The following is a 16,750-nucleotide window of genomic DNA, read 5'->3' on the forward strand; positions in this document are numbered from 1 at the left end:
CTTAGTATTTGTCGAGCGTGCGCAGCTTCTGCGGCAACCCCCACAGCAACAACGCAGCGGCGATCAGCGCGGCGACACCGATGACGTACAGCGCCGGGGTGGTGCTGCCGGTCAGGTCTTTGATCCGCCCGACCATGACCGGGCTGACGATCCCACCGAACTGGCCAAGGGTATTGATCACCGCGATCCCGCCAGCGGCGCCTGCCCCGGCACCGGCCAGGAGTTTCGGTGGCAGGGTCCAGAAGCTCGGGATGGACGCGATGATCCCCGCACCGAGCAAGCCCAGGGCAACAATCAGGAAAGTCGTGTGGTTGGCGAAAATTCCTGCGCAGAAGAAACCCACCGCGCCTGCCGCCACCAGACCTGCGACAAACTTGCGCCGCTCACCGGTGGCGTCTGATAACCGCCCGATCACCACCATGCTGATGGCGCCGCAGATGTAGGGAATGGCGGTCAGCAAGCCGATCATCACCGGGCTCTCGGTGCCGGCACTGCGGATCAGTTGCGGCGCCCAGAAATTCAAGCCGTAAGACGCCACCTGAATCAGAAAGTAGATCAGCCCCAGCATCAGGAAACCCGGAATCCGGAGTGCGGCAAGCAAGGAGCCGCCGCTCTTGTGGGGTTCGTGGTGCGCGATACGGCTGGCGAGCAGTGTCTTCTCCGAAGGGCTCAACCAATGGGCATCTTCGATGCGGTCCTTGAGCACGGTCAGCACCAACAAACCAAGGCCGATGCAAGGAACGCCACCGAGCAGAAACAGCCAATGCCAGCCGCGCATATCGAGGAAGCCATCAAGGTGTTGCAGCACCAACCCGGAGAACGGTGCGCCAACCAGCCCGGCAAACGCCGACGCGAGAAACAGCATCGAGGTGATGCGCCCGCGATAGTGCTGCGGGAACCACAACGTCAGGTAATACAGCACGCCCGGCGCAAAACCCGCCTCCATCGCACCGATCACGAAACGCAGGGCGTAGAACTGCCATTCGCTATTGACGAAGACCATGGCCGCCGTCGCGAGCCCCCACGACATCATGATCCGGGCGATCCAGCGCCGGGCACCCACCTTGTAAAGCATCATGTTGCTCGGCACTTCAAAGATCACATAACCGACTACAAACAGCCCGGCGCCGAGGCCGTAAGCGGTATCGCTCAGGCTCAGGTCGGCCTGCAACTGGAATTTGGCGAAGCTGATGTTGATGCGGTCGAAAAACGCGAACAGGTAGCAGACCATGATCAGCGGCATCAGTCGCCAGGCGACTTTGCGGACCAGGGCTTTTTCGGCGTCGTGACTAACGGACGGGCTCACGCCCGCCTCCAGAACATTGAGGCTCATCGTGGTTTCTCCAGGCAGACGTCCCGTGGGCGTCCGATTGTTTTTGTTGTCTGGTTCGTTGCGGCTTTTTTAGGAGTTTGTTCGGTGGGTTCAGGACGGTGTCGGGTGCAGGTCGCAGTTACGTCCGGCCTTGGCGAGCTGCCCGGGCACTTCATGGCCCAGCAATGCGGGTAAGCCTCGCGACAATCGCAGCAACAACGGCAAGTCGATGCCGGTGTGAATGCCGACTTCATCGCACAGATTGACCAAATCTTCGGTGCAGATATTGCCCGAGGCACCCGGTGCAAACGGGCAACCGCCAAGACCACCGAGGGCTGCGTCAAAGCGCCGGGCTCCGGCCTCGTAAGCTGCCAATACGTTGCACAGACCGAGGCCGCGCGTGTTGTGGAAATGCAGGGTCAGATCAGCCGGTGAAACCCGTTGCAACACCCGTCGCACCACACGGTCGACCTGGCGTGGATTGGCCATGCCGGTGGTGTCGGCCAGGGTAATGCCCGTAATGCCGAGCTCCTGATAAGCCTCAACAATTTGCAGCACGCGGTCCTCATCGATCTTGCCTTCGAACGGGCAACCGAAAGTCGTGGCGATGCTGCCGTTGAGCCGCACCGGCGTGCCGCGAACGAACTCGACGATCTCGCCGAACGCAGCCAATGACGCCTCGCAGCGCATCCGCATGTTCGCCAGGTTGTGGGTCTGGCTGGCGGACATCACCAGGTTCAGCTCGTCGGCCCCCGAGTCCAGTGCTCGTTGTGCGCCTTTGAGGTTAGGGATCAACGCGACATAGATCACGCCCGGCTGTCGGGCGATGCCCTTGAACACTGGCTCGCCATCGCGCAGCGCCGGAATCGCCTTGGGCGACACGAACGAACCGGCTTCGATGCGGCTGAAACCCGCCAGCGACAACTGATCGATCAACGCAATCTTGTCGGCGGTTTCGACCCAGGTAGGCTCGATCTGCAAGCCGTCACGCGGGGAAACCTCCTGAACGATCAGGGTCTGGGAATAATCAGTGATCATTGCACCACCCCTTCAGCTTTCAACCGTTCGATGTCCTGGTCAGTCAGGCCCAGCCCCGCGAGGATGCCGTCGGTGTGCTGACCCAGACTCGGCCCCGACCAGTTCACGCCACCGGGGGTTTCGGACATTTTCGGAACGATGCCCGGCATCTTCACCGAGGCACCACCCGGCAGTTCGGCGTTGAGCAGCATGCCCCGCGCTTGATAGTGAGGATCGGCAACGATGTCGGCCACCGAATAGATGCGCCCGGCCGGGACTTCGGCAGCTTCCAGAGCCGCCAACACCTCATCGATGGGCAGGCTGCTGGTCCAGTGAGTAATGGCTGCGTCGAGCACGTTACTTTTGGCGGCGCGGCCATCGTTATGCGCGAACTCCGGCGCTTCGGCCAGGTCGGCCCGGCCAATCACCGCCATCAGACGCTTGTAGATCGGGTCGCTGTTGCCGGCGATCACCACGTAGGCACCGTCGGCAGTCAGGTAGGTGTTGGACGGCGCAATACCCGGTAACGCCCCGCCGCTGCGCTCACGCACATGACCGAGCATGTCGTATTCCGGCACCAGGCTTTCCATGACGTTGAACACGCTTTCGGCCAACGACACATCGACCACTTGCCCGCCGCCCTGCCCGGTCTTGACCCGCAGCAGCGACATCAAGGCACCGATGACCGCGTGCAGCGAAGCCAGGGAATCCCCCAGACTCACCCCCACTCGGGCCGGCGGCGAACCGGGAGTACCGGTGGTATAGCGAATCCCGCCCATCGCCTCGCCGATCGCCCCGAAACCCGGACGATCACGGTACGGGCCGGTCTGGCCGTAACCGGAAATGCGCACCAGCGTCAGGTTGGGATTGAGGGCATGCAACACGTCCCAGCCCAGGCCGAGTTTCTCCAGGGCGCCGGGGCGCAGGTTTTCGATCAGCACATCGGCGTCGCTCGCCAGTTGCTTGACCAGTTCGATGCCTTCAGGGGATTTCAGATTCAGCGCCAGGGACTTCTTGTTTCGCGATTGCAGGTACCACCACAACGAAGTGCCTTCGTGCAGCTTGCGCCATTTACGCAGGGGATCGCCCTGGCCCATGGCTTCGATCTTGATCACTTCGGCGCCGAACTCGGCCAGCATGCGCGCGGCAAACGGCGCGGCGATCAGCGTGCCGATCTCGATCACTTTGATTGCACTCAAGGGGGCAGTCATCGCGGGGGTACCTCTTGTTCTTGGAATATGCGCCAAGGCTAGAGGACCGAGTGGCATGGAATCCAACCTTCTGTTGGCAACGACCGTTCGCGAAACGCGAATGCTCGTCCATGCAATCGAGAACTGTCAGGTCTGGCCGCGCAAATGCTCAAACAACATCCGGCTCACCGGCGACAGCGCCACTTCATCGCGCACCACCAGAATCAACGCACGATCCGACCAGTCATCCGTCAGCGGCACCGCGTGCAACCCCAGCGCCCGGCCAAACAGTTCGTAGGCCTTTAGCGGCAGGATGCCGATGCCCATGTTGGCCTGGACCATCCGGCACATGGCGTCGAACCCCGGCACATGGATCCGCAACCTCAGCACCTTGCCGGCCTTGCGCGCGGCCGCATGGGTGCGCATGTTGATGGAACTGGCCGAATGCAGACCGACGTAATCGCTGTCCAGCGTGTCGGCAAAAGCCAAAGCCGAACGACTCGCCAGCGGATGATCGGCCGGCATCAGCACGACCAGTTTGTCCTGACGATAAACAACACTGTGCAGCCCCTTGACGTCGCTGTCGCTGGAGCAGATCCCGAGGTCCGCCACGCCATCGAGCACGCCTTGAATCACCCCGCTGCTGGGGCGCTCTTCGAGGTCGGTCTTGACCTGCGGATGGCGCGCGGAAAAGTCCCGCAGGTCTTCGGGCAGGAATTGAATGATCGCCGACAGGTTGGCGAGCATCCGCACATAACCGCGCACACCGTGGCTGTGTTCGCCCAGTTCGAGGCCCATTTTCTCGACGTTGAACAGCATCTGCCGGGCATGGTGCAGCAGGGTTTCACCGGCCGGTGTCAGCGTCATGCCCTTGGCCTGGCGTACGAACAGGCTGATGCCCAGCGCCTCCTCCAGCTCCATCAACCGCTTGCTGGCCGCCGACACCGCGATCGCTTCGCGGGCGGCGGCACGGGTCAAGGTGCCCTCTTCGTGAACGGCCACAAACAGCTGGAGAGTGATCAGGTCGAGACGGCGGATCAGGCTTTTTTGCAGCATGGCAGGGCTCGATGATTTCGGTTCGACTGAGTCGGCAGGATAGCCCGGATTCGATTCGTGCCCGCCATCCAATTACCCACAGCACCCCAGGGCATCGCCCTACAACTAATTCTCTTACAACTCTCAGTACTACCGGAAACAGCCGATTCAAAGCCCATCGGGACTCTCTGTAAAGTCTGGCAACACACACAAACTGCAACAAACCCACGGATAGATTCATTCAAGGAATGTCACTTACACATGAGCCAGATACCGTACACGGCGCACACCTTCACCAACTACCGCAAACTCGTTTCATTGGCTGACCATGATTGGGAGGCCGCCGAAACCGGAAAAATCGCGGGGCTCAACGTTGAGATAAAAAGTGCCAACCGCATGCTGGATCAGTACGGGAGAGCGTTTCATGATTTCTGTACGACGTCATACCTGGGGCTGGATCACCATCCCGATATTCTCGACGGCGCCATGACCACGCTGTGGGAAACCGGCACACTTCGCATCGCCAATTCCAAGAACCGCTGCAAGCTGGCGATTCTGGACCAATACGAAACCGAACTGTCCGAGTTGTTCGGCGCCAGTTGCCTGAGCACTCTGTCGTGCAGCGCGGCGAGTGCCGGGATCCTGCCACTGCTGGCCAGCGGCGTATTCACGGAAAATAGCCCTCCGGTGATGGCTTTCGACCGGTTGGCGCATTACTCGATGAGTCACCTCAAAGCCGCCTGTGCCGATGAAACGAAGGTCGTGACGTGCCCGCATAACGACATGGACTTCCTCGAGACGCTGTGTCAACAGCACACCAGGGTCGCGTATGTCGCCGACGGCGCCTACAGCATGGGCGGGGTTGCGGACATGGACAGCCTTTTGTATCTGAAGGACCGCTATGGGCTGTTTCTCTATCTGGACGACTCCCACGCGCTTTCCTCTGTAGGAACATTCGGCGCCGGTCTTGTGCGTCCCAGGCTGCATACCCTGGATGATGACTGCCTCATCGTCGCCTCGCTGGCCAAGTCGTTCGGCGCCAGCGGCGGTCTGGTGATGCTGGGCAGTGAACGGCAGAAGAAGCTCATTGCGCGTTACGGCGGCCCCAGCAACTGGTCGCAAAGCCTGAACAGTGCAGCCATTGGCGCGGGCCGGGCATCCATCCAGCTACACCACACCCTGGAATTCGCCGAGCTGCAGGAAAAGCTTCAGGTTAATATCCGCCTCTTTGACAGCCTCATACGAACCGCACAACACAACAGCAACATGGCGATTCGACTGGTCAATTGCGGTGAGGCATCGCTGGCCAACCACATCGCCATTGAACTGGCCAATCACGGATTCTTCACCTCGGCAGTCTTTTTCCCGGTGGTTGCACAAGGCAAGGCAGCCATCAGAATCACCCTGCGCGCCGACATGGGGACGACGCTGATCCGCCATTTCTGTGGACTCATCACCGAGCTTTTACGTGCTCACGGCCGGGACATCGGCGGCTGAAAAAACAGGGAAGATTAAATGAAGAGCAGCACCACCCTCCTGATCACCTGCTGTACGGTTTTTCTCGCCCAATTGGGCATGAGCATTTATCTGTCGGCGCTGCCGGATATTGCCCGGGATCTGTCCGCAGATGCCTCACAGGTTTCATGGGGGTTGGCGGTGTATCTGATCGGCATGGCGCTGCCGATGCTGTTCTGGGGCAGCCTGGGCCAACGCATTGGCCGCAAGCCGGTATTGCTCGCGGCGCTCGGCCTCTATGGGCTGGGCAACCTGGCCCTGCCTCTGGGCCAGACACTTGAATCGTTCCTGGTTTTTCGCCTGATTCAGGGGATTGGCGCCAGCGGGATTTCAGTCATGGCCCGGGTGCTGATCCGCGACAGTTTTCGCGGCGATCTGCTGGCCAAGGCGTTGTCCTGGATATCGATTTCCTTTGTGGTGGCGCTGGGTATCGGTCAATACCTGGGGTCGATCATCCAGGTGACACTGGGCTGGTCAGCGATTTTCTACTTATTGGGTGGTGTGAGCCTGTTGATGGCGCTGGTGGTGGCGCGGGTCACGTTCCCGATGCTGGCAGAAGAGAACACACCATCATCCGCCTGGACGAGCTACGGGCACATTCTGCGGCATCGGGCCTTCCTGTTACCGGCCCTCGCCGGTGGCTTGGGGTATGGGGTGATTGTCGCGTTCAACACCGCTGCACCGCTGATTCTGCAAGGCGCCTTCAAGTGGTCGGCAGTGGAATACGGCTTGTTGGGCTGGCCCATCAGCGCGGCGTACTTTCTCGGGGCCGTGGCGGTCAATCGCTTCGTACTGCATACCGGTCAGCAATGGCTGATGACGGCGGGCGTCGGGCTGATACTGGCCGGCAGCGCAGTCATGTTGCTGGGTAGCCTCGCAGGCACGTCTATCGCGCTGCTGTTCTGGTTGCCCTATTGTTTTGCAGTATTCGGCCAATCGCTGATTTACCCAATCAGCTTGTCCCTGGCCAACCACGGTTCCCCGGTCGGCGGTGCTTATGCGATGGCGTTGAGCGGTTTCATTCATCAACTGATGGCCGCCGTTATCGGCGGTATCGCCAGCCTGATAGCCAGCCAGCAGGCATGGCCTTTGTCGCTGTTATGCACCTTGCTGGCCTTGGGCGCGCTGCTTTGCGTAGTGCTCGCGCCCGGCCGTCGAACCGCTTAGAACGCGCTGCGGAAAATCTCCTCGATCTGCCGCTGATCCGCCGCCCGTGGGTTGGTCAGTCCACAGGCGTCTTTCAGGGCATTGCTGGCAAGGACCGGGATGTCATTGAGCCTGGCACCGAGCTCACGCAAACCGGCGGGAATGTCCACATCCCTGGCCAGGCTGCGGATCGCCGCGATCGCCGCCTGCGCGCCCTCTTCCGGACTGAGCCCGCGAATGTCGGCCCCCATCGCGTGGGCAACGTCGGTCAGGCGAGGGGCGCACACCAGCGCGTTGAAGCTCTGCACGTGAGGTAGCAGCACCGCGTTACACACACCATGGGGCAGGTCGTAGAACCCGCCTAACTGATGGGCCATCGCGTGAACGTAACCAAGGGACGCATTGTTGAACGCCATGCCCGCCATAAATTGCGCGTAGGCCATGTTTTCCCGCGCGATCATGTCACTGCCGTCCTGCACGGCTTGGCGCAGGTTGTCGCTGATCAATGTGATGGCTTTCAGCGCACAGGCATCGGTAATCGGGTTGGCTGCCGTGGAGACGTAGGCTTCGACGGCATGGGTCAACGCGTCCATGCCGGTGGCGGCGGTCAGGCCTTTGGGCATGGCGACCATCAGTTCCGGATCGTTGACTGACAGCAGCGGCGTAACGTTGCGGTCGACGATGGCCATTTTTACGTGGCGCGATTCATCCGTGATGATGCAAAAACGGGTCATCTCGCTGGCAGTGCCGGCGGTGGTGTTGATCGCGATCAACGGTAGCTGGGGTTTGGCCGACCGATCGACACCTTCGTAGTCACGGATCGTCCCACCGTTGGTGGCGCACAAGGCGATGCCCTTGGCGCAGTCGTGAGGCGAACCGCCGCCCAGAGACACCACGAAATCACAGCGACTTTCCTTGAGCAGGCCCAGGCCGCGCTCGACGTTGGCGATGCTCGGATTCGGCTTGGCGCCGTCGAAAATCACCGAGTCGATGTCCTGCAACGCCAGTTTCTCGGCAATCCTCGATGCCACGCCAGCCTTGGCCAGCCCGGCGTCAGTGACTATCAGCGCCTTGCGAAAACCATACTTGCCAATGGCGTCCATGGCTTCGTCGAGGCAACCGGTGCCCATGATGTTCACGGCGGGGATGAAAAACGTACTGCTCATGCGCGAGTCTCCTGGCTGAAACCGAATCGGCAATGCCGATTCGGCGGGTGCGCACAGGGTCGACCGATCAGTCACGCGGTATGTTGATCTGGCTCAACGCCCGGGCGTGATAAAGTCGCCGTCCATCAGACCTTTTGCTTCGAGACGACAAACGCAATGACCGATTTCCAGGATGTCGATGCCCAACTTGAAGACTGGAACGCCTTGCGCACCACCGCCTCATTCGGCGGCCTGCTGGTGGGTAACGGCGCCAGCCGCGCCGTGTGGGACGACTTCGGCTACGACTCGCTGTTCGAAAATGCCCGCACCGTCGAAGAAAAACCGCTGAGCCAGTCCGAGCTGAGCGTGTTCGACGCGATGCAGACGCGCAGTTTTGAACAAGTGCTTGGGGCGCTGAAGACCACCAGCCGGGTCAACAAGGCCCTGGCCGTCAGCTCTGCGGCACCGCGCAATCGCTACTACGCGATCAAGGAAGCGCTGATCAACACCGTGCACGCGGTGCATATCCCGTGGCGGCTGGTGAAGCCTTCGACGCTGGCGACGATCAATCAGGAACTGGGCAGCTATCGGACGGTGTTCACCACCAACTACGACTTGCTCAGCTATTGGGCGATCCAGCATCGGCCGGACGTCGTGACCGACCTGTTCCAGGGTGCCGAACCCGGCTTCGATCTGAGCGCCAGCGCCACCGACAAACCACGTTTGCTGTACCTGCACGGCGGCCTGCATCTGGTGCGCAATCAGGACGGCACCGCGCGCAAGTTGATGTCGACCGAGGGAACGTTGCTCGGTAATTTCGCGATCAACAATACGATCAAGACCCTCGACGACGTGCCGCTGTTCGTCAACGAAGGCCCGGCGCAAGACAAACTCAAGACCATTCGCAGTTCGGATTACCTGTCGTTCTGCTACGACCAGTTACTCGGCCACGGTGACGGGTTGTGCATCTTCGGGCATGCCCTTGGCGAGCAGGACAGTCACATCGCTCATGCACTGCGACAGGCGAAGCCGAAGGTGGTAGCGATCTCGATTTACCCGCGCAGCAAGGCGTTCATCCAGCATCAAAAGCGGCATTACGCGAAGGTGTTCGAGGGGACGGGTGTGGCGTTGCGTTTTTTTGATTCGAAGACGCATGCGCTCGGTAACCCTAAGCTGACCGTGCCGGTCGAGGTCTGACCTGTGGCGAGGGGGCTTGCCCCCTCGCCACAAAAGCCCGATAACCTCATTCCTCGCTGCTATGCACCACCACCAACAACTGCGCCTGCACCTCGCCCACTGACCTGAGGCGATGCGGTTTCTGCGCGTTGAAGTGCAGCGCATCCCCACGATTGAGCAGCACCCGCTCGTTCATGAAGTCCACTTCCACCTGCCCTTCGTGGACGAACAGAAACTCTTCCCCCAGGTGTTCCTTGAACGTTTTGTCGGTGAACTCGCTCGGCGGGTAAATGATGAACGGCAACAGACTGCGCTCACTGACCTGATGGGCCAACACCGCATAACCCGGGCTCTGGTCGTTGGCGGCCAGGGACTGGCGTTCGTCGCTACGCACCAGGCTGTAGCTGTCGAGGCTGACGTTGTCTTCGGAAAACAATTCCTCGACCTTCACGTTCAGCGCCCTGGCCAGTTTCAGCGCGGCGGCGATCGAGGGGGTATTCAACCCGCGCTCGACCTTCGACAGATAGCTCTTGGTCATGCCGGATTTTTCGGCCAGGGCCTCCAGCGTCACGCCAAGTTTTTTTCTCAATAATTTCAAACGGATAGACATGTAGAGCGATTAACCCATCAAGGAGGCAACGATTTATCCTTGCCAATGACACAAAGTGTCATATAGCCTCTTTAGTGTCATTTGCATGCCCCACCCAAAGGACACCGATATGGCCAAGACATTAGCACTACCCAAAGAGCAACTGGTCAAGCAAGCGCTGACACAGATGCAAAACACCCTGGCGGATAATACGTGGACCGACCGGCAAAAGCTGGCCCTGACCTGCCGCATTCTCTTCGAAAACGGCCACGACTCCGGCCTGGCCGGGCAAATCACCGCTCGCGGCCCGCAACCGGGCACCTATTACACCCAGCAACTGGGCCTGGGTTTCGACGAGATCACTTCAGGCAATCTGTTGCTGGTCAACGAAGACCTGGAAGTGCTTGAAGGCCACGGCATGCCCAACCCGGCCAACCGCTTCCATAGCTGGGTGTACCGCGCCCGGCCGGACGTGAACTGCATTATTCACACGCACCCGACTCACGTCGCGGCGCTGTCGATGCTGGAAGTACCGCTGCAGATTTCCCACATGGACCTCTGCCCGCTCTACGACGACTGCGCGTTTCTCGAAGGCTGGCCGGGGGTGCCCGTGGGCAATGAAGAAGGCGAACTGATTGCCGGGGCCTTGGGCGACAAGCGGGCGATCCTGCTTTCCCACCATGGCCAGTTGTCCACCGGCGCGACCATCGAAGAGGCCTGTGTCATTGCGCAACTGATCGAACGCGCAGCGAAGTTGCAGTTGCTGGCCATGGCCGCCGGTGCAATCAAACCGATTCTTCCCGAGCTGGGCCGTGAAGCCCACGACTGGATATCCAAGCCCAAGCGCCACGCTGCCGCATTCAACTACTACGCCCGGCAGAACCTGCGCCAACACGCCGATTGCCTGCACTGACCCCACTCATTCTTGAAAGGAGAGACGCCATGTCGACCGTAAACATTCACGGCATCATCGGCTACACCATCACCCCGTTCACCGCCCAGGGCGAAGGCGTTGATCTCGACGCGCTCGGGCGTTCCATCGACCGCCTGATCGACAGCGGTGTCCACGCCATCGCCCCATTGGGCAGCACCGGCGAAGGCGCTTACCTGAGCGACGCGGAATGGGATCAAGTCAGCGAATTCAGCATCCGCCACGTCGCCAAACGCGTCCCGACCATCGTCAGCGTGTCCGACCTGACCACCGCCAAAGCCGTGCGCCGCGCGCGTTTCGCCGAGGCCCACGGCGCCGATGTGGTGATGGTGCTGCCGGCGTCGTACTGGAAACTCAGCGAGGCGGAAATCCTCGCCCACTACCGCGCCATCGGCGAGAGCATCGGCGTGCCGATCATGCTCTACAACAACCCGGCCACCAGCGGCACCGACATGTCGGTGGAGTTGATCCTGCGGATTTTCAACGCGGTCGACAACGTCACTATGGTCAAGGAAAGCACCGGCGATATTCAGCGCATGCACAAACTGCAACTGCTGGGCGAAGGCCGGGTGCCGTTCTATAACGGCTGCAATCCCTTGGCACTGGAAGCGTTCGCGGCCGGCGCCAAAGGCTGGTGCACAGCGGCGCCGAACCTGATCCCGCAGCTCAATCTCGACTTGTACGAAGCGGTATTGGCCAATGATCTGAGCAAGGCTCGCGAACTGTTCTATCGCCAGTTGCCGTTGTTGGACTTCATCCTCAAGGGCGGCCTGCCGGCGACCATCAAGGCCGGTTTGCGCCTGGTCGGGCTGGAAGCGGGCGACCCGCGGTTGCCGGTGTTTGCACTCGGCGAGACTGGCCGCAGTCAGTTGCAGGGTTTGTTGAACGCGTTGCGCTGATCGTCGGTAACACACAAAACTACTGCGGGAGAGAGCCGTCAGGCTCGCTCCCGCAGTGGGTATGCGGTGTATTTAGAACACCGGCAAGGTCTTGTCCTTGATCACCGTGGTCGGACCGTTGGCCTTGACGCTGGCGATGCCTTTTTCCCTCGCGGCATCGGATGAATAAGACTCGCTGCTGCCAATGATCTCGTGGTTACCGGCCTTCAGATTGAAGTAAGGATGGCCGTCCTTGGTGTTTTTTTTCTCGTAGCGTTCGTCCAGCGGGCTATTGGCCTGAACCGAGGCGATTCCGCTATCGACCGCACCGCGCGTGGTGTACAGCTCACTGACCAGAATGGTTTCGGCGTTGGCCGCTTTCAACACAAACTTGAACTGACCATTGCTGGTTTTGCTCACTTCGTACCATCCAGACATGCTTGTTCTCCTTGGCGATTGAGAGGTTTCGCGCTTCAGAGTAAAGACCAAGCCAGGTTTTCTGTCGCCGGTAAGGTCCAAACAAAACCGCCCTACTTCACCACCGTCCGCACCACCGACAACTCAGGTGCCTGCACCCGGCGCTGGCTCAAATAGCGCATGCAACTGACCCGCAAGAACGAGGCGAAATTCACCACCTCGCCGCGGTAGTCCATCACCTCTTCATACAGTTTGGCGATCAACTGATTGGTGGTCATGCCGTCGACCTCGGCGATTTCGCTGAGGATGTCCCAGAACTGGTTCTCCAGCCGCAGGGTGGTCACCACCCCGCAGATGCGCAGCGAGCGGGAGCGCGATTCGTAGAGAATCGGATCGGCCTTGACGTAGAGCTCGCACATGGGCAGGTCCCTCGTTACAGCGTGATTTTGGTGCCCAGCAACCCGAGAAAACCGGCCAGCCAGCTCGGGTGCGCCGGCCAGGCCGGGGCTGTGGCCAGATTGCCTTGAACGTGGCCTTCCGTCACCGGGATATCGATGTACGTGCCGCCAGCCAGGCGCACTTCCGGGGCACAGGCCGGGTAGGCGCTGCATTCGCGACCTTCAAGAATACCGGCGGCGGCCAGCAATTGCGCGCCGTGACATACGGCGGCGATCGGTTTGCCAGCCTTGTCGAACGCTTGCACCAGCGCCAGGACTTTTTCGTTCAGGCGCAGGTACTCCGGCGCACGACCGCCCGGGATCAGCAGCGCGTCGTAGTCCGCCGCATCGACCTTGGTGAAATCAAAGTTCAGGGCAAACAGATGACCGGGTTTTTCGCTGTAGGTCTGGTCGCCTTCGAAGTCATGAATCGCCGTGCGCACGGTCTGGCCGGCGGTTTTGTCCGGGCAAACGGCATGCACCGTGTGGCCGACCATCAGCAGCGCCTGGAAGGGCACCATCACTTCGTAGTCTTCGACGTAATCGCCAACCAGCATCAGGATTTTTTTAGCAGCCATGGGGAGGACTCCTCTGGAAAATGCGTGGGCCTGCAGGAGTATTCAAGGTAGTCCTTATCCGGCGGGTCGGGTAATAACCGACTACTACGGACGATATGAACTGGATTGGCTTTTTGTGGCGAGGGAGCTTGCTCCCGCTGGGGCGCGAAGCGGCCCTACCGGCTTCGTCATTCAATCGATGGTCTCTGATTTTGCGACTGCTGCGCAGCCGAACGGGACGGTGCGGCGATCCGACAAGCTCCCTCGCCACAGGGACCGCGCTTAACTGTACGGATAACTCTGCACCCAGCTGTAACAGCGGAAAGCCTCAGGTTTATGGCTAGATAAAGAAACTTCCCGCCACCCTGAATTCTGGTCATCCATCATGTCCTCGCGCGAAAACACCGGCATGGCCCTCGGCCTGATCGGCGTCGTTATCTTCAGCCTGACCCTGCCCTTCACACGGATCGTCGTGCAGGAACTCCATCCGCTGCTCAATGGCCTTGGCCGGGCGCTGTTCGCGGCGATTCCAGCAGCGCTCTTGTTGCTGTGGCGCCGGGAAAAATGGCCCACCTGGAAACAGGTCAAAGGCCTGACACTGGTTATCGCCGGGGTCATCCTCGGCTTCCCGGTGCTGTCGGCCTGGGCCATGCAGACACTGCCCGCCTCCCACGGCGCACTGGTCAATGGCTTGCAACCGCTGTGCGTGGCGCTGTATGCCGCGTGGCTGTCCCATGAGCGTCCGTCGAAAGCCTTCTGGGCCTGCGCCGCGCTGGGCAGTGCGCTGGTGCTCGGCTATGCGCTGATCAGCGGCGCCGGCAGTATTCAGGCCGGTGACTTGCTGATGCTCGGGGCGATTGCCGTGGGTGGGTTGGGCTATGCCGAAGGCGGCCGGTTGGCCAGGGAGATGGGCGGCTGGCAGGTGATCTGCTGGGCGTTGGTGCTGTCGACGCCGTTGCTGATTGGGCCGGTGTTGTACCTGGCGCTGCAACATCAGGGCGAGATTTCGGCCAGGACCTGGTGGGCCTTCGGTTATGTCTCGCTGTTTTCGCAGTTCATCGGCTTCTTTGCCTGGTACGCCGGGCTGGCCATGGGCGGCATCGCCCGGGTCAGTCAGATCCAGTTGCTGCAGATCTTCTTCACCATCGCGTTTTCGGCGTTGTTCTTCGGTGAGCACGTCGAGCCGATTACCTGGCTGTTTGCGGCCGGGGTGATCGTGACGGTGATGCTCGGGCGCAAGACCGCAGTGCGCCCGGCGCAACCGGGCACGTTACCGGCGGGGGTTCAGCTCAAGCCTTAGCGACCAGGAACCCGTCAGCCCGCAGCAGGGTTTCCAGGCAATGTTCGCTGATGTGGTAGAAATCCTTCAGCTCCTGAATCTTCACCAACAGCTGAGCCGGGTCCACCGGCTCGGCGCGTTTGACCGCCAGAATCATCTTGTTCTTGTTGGTGTGGTCCAGTGAGATGAACTCGAACACCTTGGTCTCGTAGCCGCAGGCTTCCAGGAACAACGCACGTAAACTGTCGGTGACCATTTCCGCCTGCTGGCCCAGGTGCAAGCCGTATTGCAGCATCGGCTTGAGCAATGCCGGGCTCTGGATCTGCAGGCGTATCTGCTTGTGGCAGCACGGCGAGCACATGATGATCGCAGCGCCGGAACGGATGCCGGTGTGAATCGCATAGTCGGTGGCGATGTCGCAGGCATGCAACGCGATCATCACGTCCAGCTCGCTCGGCGCCACGCTGCGCACGTCACCGCATTTGAACACCAGCCCCGGATGTTCCAGCTTCGCCGCCGCGCTGTTGCACAGCTTGACCATGTCTTCACGCAGCTCGACACCGGTCACCTCGCCCTCGGCTTTCAGGGTGTTGCGCAGGTAGTCATGGATCGCGAACGTCAGGTAACCCTTGCCCGAGCCGAAATCCGCCACCCGCACCGGTTTGTCCAGCGCCAGCGGCGAGGAGGTCAGCGCATGGCTGAAGACTTCGATGAACTTGTTGATCTGCTTCCACTTGCGCGACATCGCCGGGATCAGCTCATGCTGGGCGTTGGTCACGCCGAGGTCTTTGAGGAACGGCCGGTTCAGGTCGAGGAAGCGGTTCTTCTCGCGGTTGTGCTCGGCGGACGGCACTTCACGCAATTGCTGAGGTTTGCTCTTGAACAGCGAAGATTTGCCCTTTTTGCTGTATTCGAGCTGGGCTTCGTCGGTCAGTGACAGTAAATGCGCATTTTTGAACGATGCCGGCAACAGCGCGGCAATGGTCGCCACACCTTCGGCAATCGGCAGGTTCTTGGTGATGTCGCGGGTCTTGTAGCGGTAGACGAAGGACAGGCACGGCTGATCCTTGACCGTCAGCTGCTTGATGATCAACCGCTGCAAGTCCGCTTCGCCACCAACGTACTTGGCCAGCACCAGTTTGATGAAGGCATTGGCGTCCAGGCTGGTTTGCAGCAGGTCGATGAACTGGGCGTGGTGATCCGGCGCGAGGCTGGCGGGAGTGGCGGTGACAGACATGGAAAAAACGGCCTCGGGCGGTGCGAATCGGGGAATGGCGGGTATTTTAGGGGGGATGCGGTTCAGGAACACTGTTATTTGCCAAACGGCAAAGATTCTGTGGCGAGGGAGCTTGCTCCCGCTCGGCTGCGCAGCAGTCGCAAAGCAGACAACGAGGTGTGTCTGACAGCGTGTGTTTGCCGGTTTTGGGGCCGCTTCGCAGCCCAGCGGGAGCAAGCCCCCTCGCCACAAAAGCTACCGAAGGCTGCGATCTTTTTAGCTCAACACCACCAACCGATTCGGCAATTCATTGCGCACCTGGGTCACCGGCACGTGCACCTTGAGCAACTCGCCGCACGCCTCGATGCACGTCACAAACCCCTGCAACGTCTGCCCCTGCTTCACCTGCTGGGTAAACGTCGCCACAATCGCGTCCCAATTCTTGTTGTCCAGCCGTTTGGAAATCCCTTCATCCACCAGGATCTCCACATAGCGCTCGGCCTCGGAGACAAAAATCAGCATGCCGGTGCCGCCCACGGTGTGGTGCAGGTTCTGCTCCAGGAACTGCCGACGCGCCAGGTTCGACGCACGCCAGTGACGGACCGAGCGCGGGATCAGGCGCGTGGTGACTTTCGGAATCCGGAACACCAGGCACAAAACGATGAAGCTGACCCATTGCACCAGCAACAGACTGTGCATGGTCAGCCAACCGGTCAGGTAATGCACGATACCCGGCACCACCAGCGCCAACAGGCTGGCCCAGAGCAGCGGGATATACGCATAGTCGTCGGCGCGGGCCGCGAGCACTGTCACCAGTTCGGCGTCGGTGTCGCGCTCGACCCGGGCAATCGCCTCGGCGACTTTGCGTTGTTCGTGTTCAGTCAGTAATGCCATGTTTATGAATGCCTGC

Annotated in this window: 17 protein-coding genes; 6 read left to right on the plus strand and 11 right to left on the minus strand. The window is 60.6% G+C overall.

Annotated features, from left to right (window positions below; genetic code table 11):
• Window position 1 precedes the first annotated feature (1 nt).
• The 4 genes from PGR6_RS22040 to PGR6_RS22055 all read right to left on the minus strand — a co-directional run bounded on the left by PGR6_RS22040 (window position 2) and on the right by PGR6_RS22055 (window position 4,575).
• Entirely contained in the window at window positions 2–1,333 is a 1,332-nt protein-coding gene (locus PGR6_RS22040; RefSeq protein ID WP_064619812.1) for an MFS transporter, read from the minus strand.
• Window positions 1,334–1,423: 90 nt separating this feature from the next.
• Window positions 1,424–2,350 carry a hydroxymethylglutaryl-CoA lyase gene (locus tag PGR6_RS22045; RefSeq protein ID WP_064619815.1) on the minus strand — a complete coding sequence of 309 codons (927 nt, stop codon included), beginning with the start codon at window positions 2,348–2,350 and terminating at the stop codon, window positions 1,424–1,426.
• Window positions 2,347–3,540 (minus strand): CaiB/BaiF CoA transferase family protein, encoded by a 1,194-nt coding sequence (locus PGR6_RS22050; protein ID WP_019647936.1) that lies wholly within the window; start codon window positions 3,538–3,540, stop codon window positions 2,347–2,349. The genes PGR6_RS22045 and PGR6_RS22050 overlap by 4 nt, the downstream gene beginning before the upstream one ends.
• Window positions 3,541–3,666: 126 nt before the next feature.
• Complete coding sequence (locus PGR6_RS22055; protein WP_018926832.1) at window positions 3,667–4,575, minus strand: LysR substrate-binding domain-containing protein; 909 nt, start codon at window positions 4,573–4,575, stop codon at window positions 3,667–3,669.
• 240 nt (window positions 4,576–4,815) lie between these two features.
• Between PGR6_RS22055 and PGR6_RS22060 the strand changes: the two genes are divergently transcribed.
• Together PGR6_RS22060 and PGR6_RS22065 are read left to right on the plus strand one after the other, a co-directional pair.
• Window positions 4,816–6,051: an aminotransferase class I/II-fold pyridoxal phosphate-dependent enzyme gene (locus tag PGR6_RS22060; protein ID WP_064619818.1), complete on the plus strand. Its 1,236-nt coding sequence runs from the start codon at window positions 4,816–4,818 to the stop codon at window positions 6,049–6,051.
• A gap of 18 nt (window positions 6,052–6,069) precedes the next feature.
• On the plus strand, window positions 6,070–7,236 hold the full coding sequence (locus PGR6_RS22065) for an MFS transporter (RefSeq protein ID WP_064619821.1): 1,167 nt from the start codon (window positions 6,070–6,072) through the stop codon (window positions 7,234–7,236).
• Here PGR6_RS22065 and yiaY read toward each other — a convergent pair.
• Window positions 7,233–8,381: an L-threonine dehydrogenase gene (yiaY, locus tag PGR6_RS22070; RefSeq protein ID WP_064619823.1), complete on the minus strand. Its 1,149-nt coding sequence runs from the start codon at window positions 8,379–8,381 to the stop codon at window positions 7,233–7,235. The two genes, PGR6_RS22065 and yiaY, sit on opposite strands and share 4 nt — an antisense overlap.
• 156 nt (window positions 8,382–8,537) lie before the next feature.
• Between yiaY and PGR6_RS22075 the strand changes: the two genes are divergently transcribed.
• A complete protein-coding gene (locus PGR6_RS22075) occupies window positions 8,538–9,557 on the plus strand; it encodes a DUF4917 family protein (RefSeq protein ID WP_018926836.1) in 1,020 nt (339 codons plus the stop codon).
• Window positions 9,558–9,603: 46 nt separating this feature from the next.
• Here PGR6_RS22075 and PGR6_RS22080 read toward each other — a convergent pair whose 3' ends face one another.
• Window positions 9,604–10,146 carry a helix-turn-helix domain-containing protein gene (locus PGR6_RS22080; RefSeq protein WP_064619826.1) on the minus strand — a complete coding sequence of 181 codons (543 nt, stop codon included), beginning with the start codon at window positions 10,144–10,146 and terminating at the stop codon, window positions 9,604–9,606.
• Between the two features lie 109 nt (window positions 10,147–10,255).
• Here PGR6_RS22080 and PGR6_RS22085 point away from each other — a divergent pair, with 109 nt between their 5' ends.
• Both PGR6_RS22085 and PGR6_RS22090 read left to right on the plus strand, forming a co-directional pair.
• A complete protein-coding gene (locus PGR6_RS22085; RefSeq protein ID WP_064619831.1) occupies window positions 10,256–11,038 on the plus strand; it encodes an aldolase in 783 nt (260 codons plus the stop codon).
• 29 nt (window positions 11,039–11,067) lie between these two features.
• The gene (locus tag PGR6_RS22090; RefSeq protein ID WP_018926839.1) at window positions 11,068–11,955 is read left to right on the plus strand and encodes a dihydrodipicolinate synthase family protein; all 888 of its coding nucleotides are present in this window, start codon (window positions 11,068–11,070) and stop codon (window positions 11,953–11,955) included.
• Between the two features lie 72 nt (window positions 11,956–12,027).
• Here PGR6_RS22090 and PGR6_RS22095 read toward each other — a convergent pair whose 3' ends face one another.
• The 3 genes from PGR6_RS22095 to PGR6_RS22105 all read right to left on the minus strand — a co-directional run bounded on the left by PGR6_RS22095 (window position 12,028) and on the right by PGR6_RS22105 (window position 13,366).
• The gene (locus PGR6_RS22095) at window positions 12,028–12,372 is read right to left on the minus strand and encodes a YegP family protein (RefSeq protein ID WP_064619834.1); all 345 of its coding nucleotides are present in this window, start codon (window positions 12,370–12,372) and stop codon (window positions 12,028–12,030) included.
• A 92-nt stretch (window positions 12,373–12,464) separates the two neighbouring features.
• The gene (locus PGR6_RS22100; RefSeq protein WP_019580887.1) at window positions 12,465–12,770 is read right to left on the minus strand and encodes a ribbon-helix-helix domain-containing protein; all 306 of its coding nucleotides are present in this window, start codon (window positions 12,768–12,770) and stop codon (window positions 12,465–12,467) included.
• Window positions 12,771–12,784: 14 nt separating this feature from the next.
• Complete coding sequence (locus PGR6_RS22105; protein WP_018926842.1) at window positions 12,785–13,366, minus strand: DJ-1/PfpI family protein; 582 nt, start codon at window positions 13,364–13,366, stop codon at window positions 12,785–12,787.
• 364 nt (window positions 13,367–13,730) lie between these two features.
• On the opposite strand from PGR6_RS22105, the gene PGR6_RS22110 reads away from it, so the two are divergent.
• Window positions 13,731–14,645 carry a DMT family transporter gene (locus PGR6_RS22110; RefSeq protein ID WP_064619837.1) on the plus strand — a complete coding sequence of 305 codons (915 nt, stop codon included), beginning with the start codon at window positions 13,731–13,733 and terminating at the stop codon, window positions 14,643–14,645.
• Here the strand turns inward: PGR6_RS22110 and PGR6_RS22115 are convergent.
• Both PGR6_RS22115 and PGR6_RS22120 read right to left on the minus strand, forming a co-directional pair.
• A complete protein-coding gene (locus PGR6_RS22115; protein ID WP_064619840.1) occupies window positions 14,635–15,861 on the minus strand; it encodes a class I SAM-dependent methyltransferase in 1,227 nt (408 codons plus the stop codon). The two genes, PGR6_RS22110 and PGR6_RS22115, sit on opposite strands and share 11 nt — an antisense overlap.
• A 255-nt stretch (window positions 15,862–16,116) precedes the next feature.
• Entirely contained in the window at window positions 16,117–16,734 is a 618-nt protein-coding gene (locus tag PGR6_RS22120) for a TPM domain-containing protein (protein WP_018926845.1), read from the minus strand.
• Window positions 16,735–16,750: the final 16 nt, after the last annotated feature.

Source organism: Pseudomonas sp. GR 6-02, from assembly GCF_001655615.1.
GTDB lineage: Bacteria > Pseudomonadota > Gammaproteobacteria > Pseudomonadales > Pseudomonadaceae > Aquipseudomonas.